This is a genomic window from Ruoffia tabacinasalis (assembly GCF_042652985.1).
In the GTDB taxonomy this organism is placed as follows: domain Bacteria; phylum Bacillota; class Bacilli; order Lactobacillales; family Aerococcaceae; genus Ruoffia; species Ruoffia tabacinasalis.
The window spans coordinates 1-5,721 of the sequence record NZ_JBHSHQ010000069.1 but is presented as its reverse complement, the minus strand read 5'-3'; the positions used below and the strand labels follow the sequence as shown (position 1 = coordinate 5,721).

At 31.3% G+C, this 5,721-nt stretch carries 7 protein-coding genes; all 7 read left to right on the top strand.

Translation table 11 applies throughout. The features are described 5' to 3' along the window. Positions 1 to 224: 224 nt before the first annotated feature. The 7 genes from ACFO5Y_RS11030 to ACFO5Y_RS11000 all read left to right on the top strand — a co-directional run bounded on the left by ACFO5Y_RS11030 (position 225) and on the right by ACFO5Y_RS11000 (position 4,986). On the top strand, positions 225 to 557 hold the full coding sequence (locus tag ACFO5Y_RS11030) for a hypothetical protein (protein ID WP_197105329.1): 333 nt from the start codon (positions 225 to 227) through the stop codon (positions 555 to 557). Between the two features lie 14 nt (positions 558 to 571). Further along, positions 572 to 1,129 carry a hypothetical protein gene (locus ACFO5Y_RS11025; protein WP_197105330.1) on the top strand — a complete coding sequence of 186 codons (558 nt, stop codon included), beginning with the start codon at positions 572 to 574 and terminating at the stop codon, positions 1,127 to 1,129. Positions 1,130 to 1,450: 321 nt separating this feature from the next. After that, entirely contained in the window at positions 1,451 to 1,834 is a 384-nt protein-coding gene (locus ACFO5Y_RS11020; protein ID WP_197105331.1) for an accessory gene regulator B family protein, read from the top strand. Between the two features lie 223 nt (positions 1,835 to 2,057). Continuing rightward, complete coding sequence (locus tag ACFO5Y_RS11015; protein ID WP_197105332.1) at positions 2,058 to 2,645, top strand: hypothetical protein; 588 nt, start codon at positions 2,058 to 2,060, stop codon at positions 2,643 to 2,645. 47 nt (positions 2,646 to 2,692) lie between these two features. Then, complete coding sequence (locus tag ACFO5Y_RS11010) at positions 2,693 to 3,298, top strand: hypothetical protein (RefSeq protein WP_197105333.1); 606 nt, start codon at positions 2,693 to 2,695, stop codon at positions 3,296 to 3,298. 45 nt (positions 3,299 to 3,343) lie between these two features. Next, positions 3,344 to 3,880: a hypothetical protein gene (locus ACFO5Y_RS11005; protein WP_197105334.1), complete on the top strand. Its 537-nt coding sequence runs from the start codon at positions 3,344 to 3,346 to the stop codon at positions 3,878 to 3,880. Between the two features lie 83 nt (positions 3,881 to 3,963). Then, positions 3,964 to 4,986: a hypothetical protein gene (locus tag ACFO5Y_RS11000; RefSeq protein ID WP_197105335.1), complete on the top strand. Its 1,023-nt coding sequence runs from the start codon at positions 3,964 to 3,966 to the stop codon at positions 4,984 to 4,986. Positions 4,987 to 5,721: the final 735 nt, after the last annotated feature.

The window sequence follows — 5,721 nt, the reverse complement described above, 5'->3', positions numbered from 1 at the left end:
CTAGCAGGAGCGATTTAGGTGGCTCAATTATGTCCGACGAAGTGGCTCTTTAAGACCGATATATCCACTTATGGGCTAACATTTGCTTTAGGGTACTATAACTTGATGAAGTATATATTTATTGGGTTGCTAACAAATGGAAGTTTGATCTTTATTGAACTGGTACGAAAGAATTTTATAGTTGGTTAATTTAGACAGATTATTTATTAAGGAAAGTATGATGTATGAAAAAATATAAAATTTTATTAACAGGATTATTAATTGCTACTTTTGTATTACCAACTTCTGTTGCTAAAGCATTTGAAAATAATAATGAAATTAATATTTCTAGTAATATAATTGAACCACTCGATGTAAGAAGGATGTGGATTGAAATGCATCCTGTTTCTGGAAATGGTCCAGCAACTTTTTATTATCATAATGGATATTGGCATGGTTACTTGCAAAAAGTTGGTTTTACTCCTCGACCAAACTCAATGTCGTATTATAGTGGCTATGTATATCCTGTAGATTCAGCAATACCTATTCCGTCTAAAGCTCCCGTTGAGGCAAAATAGAAAGGATAATTAAAATGAAAAAAATATTAAAGTATATAATCTTATTAGTATCACTAGTATCTATTAGTTCAATTTCTGTTTCTGCCAACGATAATCAAAGTTATGTAAGCGAGAATGAAGAGAGTCCTATTAGCCATATCGTATTTAACTCGAATAGCGTTCGACTAACTATCAATAATGAGGCACCTGAAGCAAGAGAAGTCATGCTCCTATTAGCAAATCACACAGACAATTCCGCCTTGAATCAACTTGATCCCAACTCAGAAGCCGATGATATCCAAGCTCTGCAAGAGGAGTTAGGAATTAGTTTCAATGCCATTGAAAATCAACTGGATTTAGAAAATAATCCGACTGTCTTCAATGTGATTCAACAAATTCAAGATGCATCATCTGGAATTTACTCGTCCATTGATCCGATGAGCAATGTTGTTTTCACCATTACTAACCCTGAGATAGTGGAGTCGGATGAGAGTATTCGCATTAAGTTGTTTAGTAATGACCTAATCGAATTTACACGTTCAGATGATAACACCATTGAATATAATTCTTATGACTTTGTGTTAGAGGGATAATTAAATTGTCGTAACCTTAAAAAGTTAGAGTTTTTATTCTAACTTTTTAAGGTCGTCGATTGTAAAATTAAGCTAGAAAGATTAAATAAACCATTCATGGTACACTCAAATCAAATTTTCAACCACGAAAATTAGAGGAGTAACCACAAATGACTTACATGAATCTTACTATGAAAGAACTTGTCTTGAATCATTGTATTAAGTTATGTTTCTTGTGATTATGTTTATTGCAAAATTAAATATAATAGGAAATTTAAGTATGTATTTCATTTTTCAACCGATAAAAAGTAAAAAATGTAAAAGAATATTTTTCAAGTCAAGATGATTAACAGGATTTCACGAGTAATAAGTAAATCTATATCACGTACTGAGATAGAAGAATGTATTAACTTTGGTCTCTCAATTATTGTTCACCAATTATTAGGTTTTATTATTGCAGTTTTTGTTGGGGTGTTATTCGGTACGGTAAGCGAGTTGGTTATAGTAATTTTTCTTTATATTCCATTGAGAGTTTGTGGTGGAGACTATCATGCTAGTACCCTTGAACAAAGTTTATTGTTTTCGGAAATTATGTTTGTACTAATCTCATTATGTTTAAAACATATGGTGTGGGATAGTACTCTGCTTATACAATTAGTTTTTATTTTACTGTATATTATCGATGTTTTGATAAAAGTGCCTAATTCAGTGAGAAATCGTTTTTAAAATTTAAAATTTACTACTCAATCTAAATATGTCAAAAATATTTTAATCGCAATGCTGATGGCTTATATACTTTCTTTTTTGATGAATTATGAAAGTCTTATGCAATACATTTTCCTAAGTTTTTTAAGCGAAAACTATTTTGATATTGACTGATATCACGCAAAAAGAATAAGAATGAAAAAGTAGTTGGAGAAACTGATAATTAAAACGAGGAGGAATTCTAGTGAAAAAAATATTATTAATTATAGCTATATTGTTGTCAGTTGCTTCGCCAATTTTAGCAAGTGCAGAAAATGATTATTCTGCATATTTGGTAAATGAACATGGCGAGAGTTATGGAGTCTTGACAAATGAAATAGGGACGTTTTCAAGTCCCAGTGGAGATGAAATTAGTCAAAAGACAATTATAGATATAAGTTCGGAAAATCTGGTTCCTTTGAATAGTAACTATCGATATAGTTGGGACTCATCTGGAAGTGTTAGAGCAGAGTTAACTGTGAATTTTGGGTATACGTATTATAATGGTCTAACACATGTTAAGGTGAATAGTGTAAGTGGAGGCTGGTCATCTTATAATAGTACAGTTCAAGTGTCTAATTCATACTTAGTAGTTGGGTCATCCGGAGTCACTAGTGCTGGCGGGCATATTGACCAGTCTAGAGTATATTATCCTGGAAGTAGTTTTACATACTATCCAAACTTTGCAACGTATATACTTCCTACCTCTTACGGTGAAATCGGAGCTAATCTCAATTTAACATTAGTAAGAGGCGGCACAACTTGGACTTTATACCTACCAAATAATTACTAAATTTTAACAATAGTTACTATTTTAGATATTCAAGGGGGAAAAACAGAATGAAAAATAAATTATTATTATCATGTCTTATTACCTTATATTTGTTCTTTATAAGTTCTATTCAAGTTTCAGCGGATGGAGTAGGTCAACTTGTTGAGTTAACAGATGATCAACAAGAGATATTGTCATTGCTTCATTTGAGACAAACTAACTTCTATTCAATCGATTATGAAAACGAAAATTCATCTTACATTATTCGCTGGGAAAAATTACAAGAAGACGGAAGTTGGCAAGCCATGGAATTAGTCAATGAAGTATACGACGGTGGTAAGCTCCTATTATCAGCCAATCTAGAAGATTTTATTCGTGTAGGTATTCTAACAGAAGATGGCGAGTTGAATACCTATGAATTCCTTTCATCAAGTTTACCTAATCGTATTGAAAGAGACAATAGAATGGAAGCTCTATTAGGAAATTGGGAAGACGATATCGAGATAACAGCTAATAAAAGGGAGCCTTTGGCATTCTTTATTCTAAGAGATTCTGACCATAGCTATTCTTTGAACATTGAAGAAATCTCGTCTGATTATGAAAAACCAGGATTTGAAGTGGAAGGTATTAAGGATGTATTTGCACTGACAATCGAATTTATAGATGGAGAATAATTAATTAGTCTGAGAATAGGCTATCAATAAAATGGGGTAGAATTAATGATCACGTTTAAAATTTACTTGTATTTAATGATAACAACTCTATTTTTAAATATAAATCCAGTCAAGACTGAACCAATAGAAAATCAGTTTATTAACTTAAATTATACTGTCTCATATGAAACTGCTAGCAATTTTTTCGAGGAACTAGATAAGGAAGAGCAAAGCCAACATAAAGACGGCAACTCAATGTCATTTTCATACGAAAGTGAACAACTAGTTAATATAATGGAAGAAAAATTCGAAAATATCATAGAAGATGAGTACTTGGAAAAGTTATTAATCAATGGTGATTTGACCGAGATTTATTATCTAGCTATGGAGAATACAGCTGATTATTCAGTAGAAGATATCACAGTGCTTAGCGAAGTAAATGAAAAAAATCTTACTAAGAAAAAACTGAAATTCACCTTAAAAGAGCAGCTATTTGAAAAGGACAAAGAACAAACGTGGAATTTAGAGGTGACAATCTATATCAATAAAGAAACCGGTAGGATTTCGTACTTCAACATAGAAGATAAACAGTATATTGATTAAATTATACAACTATATAGTACTGTCTTAAACGAGATTAGACTGCTATGTAGTTTTTTTCATATCATAGGACAGGGAGAAGATTTATGAATAAATTAATGAAGTTATTTACTGGTCTGTTAGGATTGATTATTATGGTGAATGTTAACTTAAGTACTGTCACTGCACAAGGTGAGTATTCAGTTAGTGATGAACTTATACATGATGAATATCCTGAAGAAAGCTTTAAATATGAAATAATACAACAAGATGTGAATGACTTTTTAGAAGGAGTAGCAGCATATCATAATCTGGAAGTGACAGATTTTGAACATAGTTCGATACCAGAACTAACAATGGAACGATATTCATTCGAGAATGAGTCTTATATATTGAGTGTTGCTCAAGTAGAGAACAGCATTGCTTATGGATATACCAGAAGTGAAGGTTTTGTGTATTATGACGTTCAAAATGTAGTTAAAGAGAATGGACTTGAAGTGTCGACGGAGGATGATTTATCTTTTGCGACTAGAGAGGAAATTACGCAAGAAATTGACACTTTAATACATAGTTTAGGTATTGAATTAGATTATTCAATTGAGTTACAAAGTATCACAGCGAATGATATGAGTACATTATTAAAAGAATACTTTAATTTTGAAGGTGGCGATGAGGAGATTAGTCAGATTGCGACTGATTTATACATGGCTTCCGTTAAATTTTTTATAGATGACGTCCCTATTAATGATTTTACAATGGGGGATTATGAAGCAGGTATTGTTGCTGAAGATACTGTGTTTCAATTAACTTTTTCTGAAAATGGTCTAGAAAATTCAGATCTTAGGGGTTATAACAAAGTTGGTGAAAGATTAAATCAAATTAATTTGAATGCTGAAGAAATAATTTCATTAATTGAAAATAAATATGAGAATATAATTATTCTTAACGATACTAAATTATCATCCTTGGAACTAGTGTATCTGCATTTGTTAGGCTCTAAAACGAGTGAAGAATCAGACATATATATCCCTGTGTGGTTAGGAGTTATTGAACAGGAAGTAGATGGAGTGACTTATCCTACATATATACTTATTGATGCTGAAACTAAAAAGGAGTTAACATTACATTGATTAAGTATATTACTTCTGAACTAAGGAACAATATTCTAACTTCATATTTTTTGTTGATAATATTAGGTTATATTTTATTTTTGATTATACCGTTCTATCAAGAGTTACTTTTTGAGCGTACACATGAAGTAAATATAGCCTATATATGGACCGTTAGTACTAATCATACGTCGATATCATTGGCATTATCGACGATTGTAAATCTATTTGTCGCTGACTTTATTGCACGAGACATAAGACAAGGCGTTTTACAATATACCTTACCCAGGATGGGGAAAAGTAAGTACTTTTTGAGTAAAATATTTATATGTATTTCTTGTTCATTCTTAATTGTTGGACTAAGCAATGCGATAGTAATATATCTTTTATCTTTGAACTTTCCTTTGATTACAAATCCTATTGAAAGTAATTCTAACATTCTATATGGACTATCCAATGGTTTCTTAATAAGAGAACACTCGGCTATATGGTTTTATGGATGGTTAATATTTAAACAATCAGCTGAGATGACCTGCATGTCTTTAATCAGTTTAGTTGTTAGTTTTTTTAGCCAGAACAAACTTGTTCTATTTGCTGTCCCCTTAACATCAAATGTTGTGATTATCTTTTTAGATAAAGTAAAAATATTGCCATTTCTATTAGATCCTCGCAAAGTTTTTTCAATGTGTTGAATTGCAATAATTATTGCGACAATTTTTTATTTACTCAATTAATAAGAGTTCGTGTGAAAATACT

What these genes read in the sequence shown, in the direction of transcription:
- ACFO5Y_RS11030 (WP_197105329.1), top strand. Translation starts at nt 225, where the DNA reads ATGAAAAAATATAAAATTTTATTAACAGGATTATTAATTGCTACTTTT.
- ACFO5Y_RS11000 (WP_197105335.1), top strand. Translation starts at nt 3,964, where the DNA reads ATGAATAAATTAATGAAGTTATTTACTGGTCTGTTAGGATTGATTATT.
- ACFO5Y_RS11005 (WP_197105334.1), top strand. Translation starts at nt 3,344, where the DNA reads ATGATCACGTTTAAAATTTACTTGTATTTAATGATAACAACTCTATTT.
- ACFO5Y_RS11025 (WP_197105330.1), top strand. Translation starts at nt 572, where the DNA reads ATGAAAAAAATATTAAAGTATATAATCTTATTAGTATCACTAGTATCT.
- ACFO5Y_RS11010 (WP_197105333.1), top strand. Translation starts at nt 2,693, where the DNA reads ATGAAAAATAAATTATTATTATCATGTCTTATTACCTTATATTTGTTC.
- ACFO5Y_RS11020 (WP_197105331.1), top strand. Translation starts at nt 1,451, where the DNA reads ATGATTAACAGGATTTCACGAGTAATAAGTAAATCTATATCACGTACT.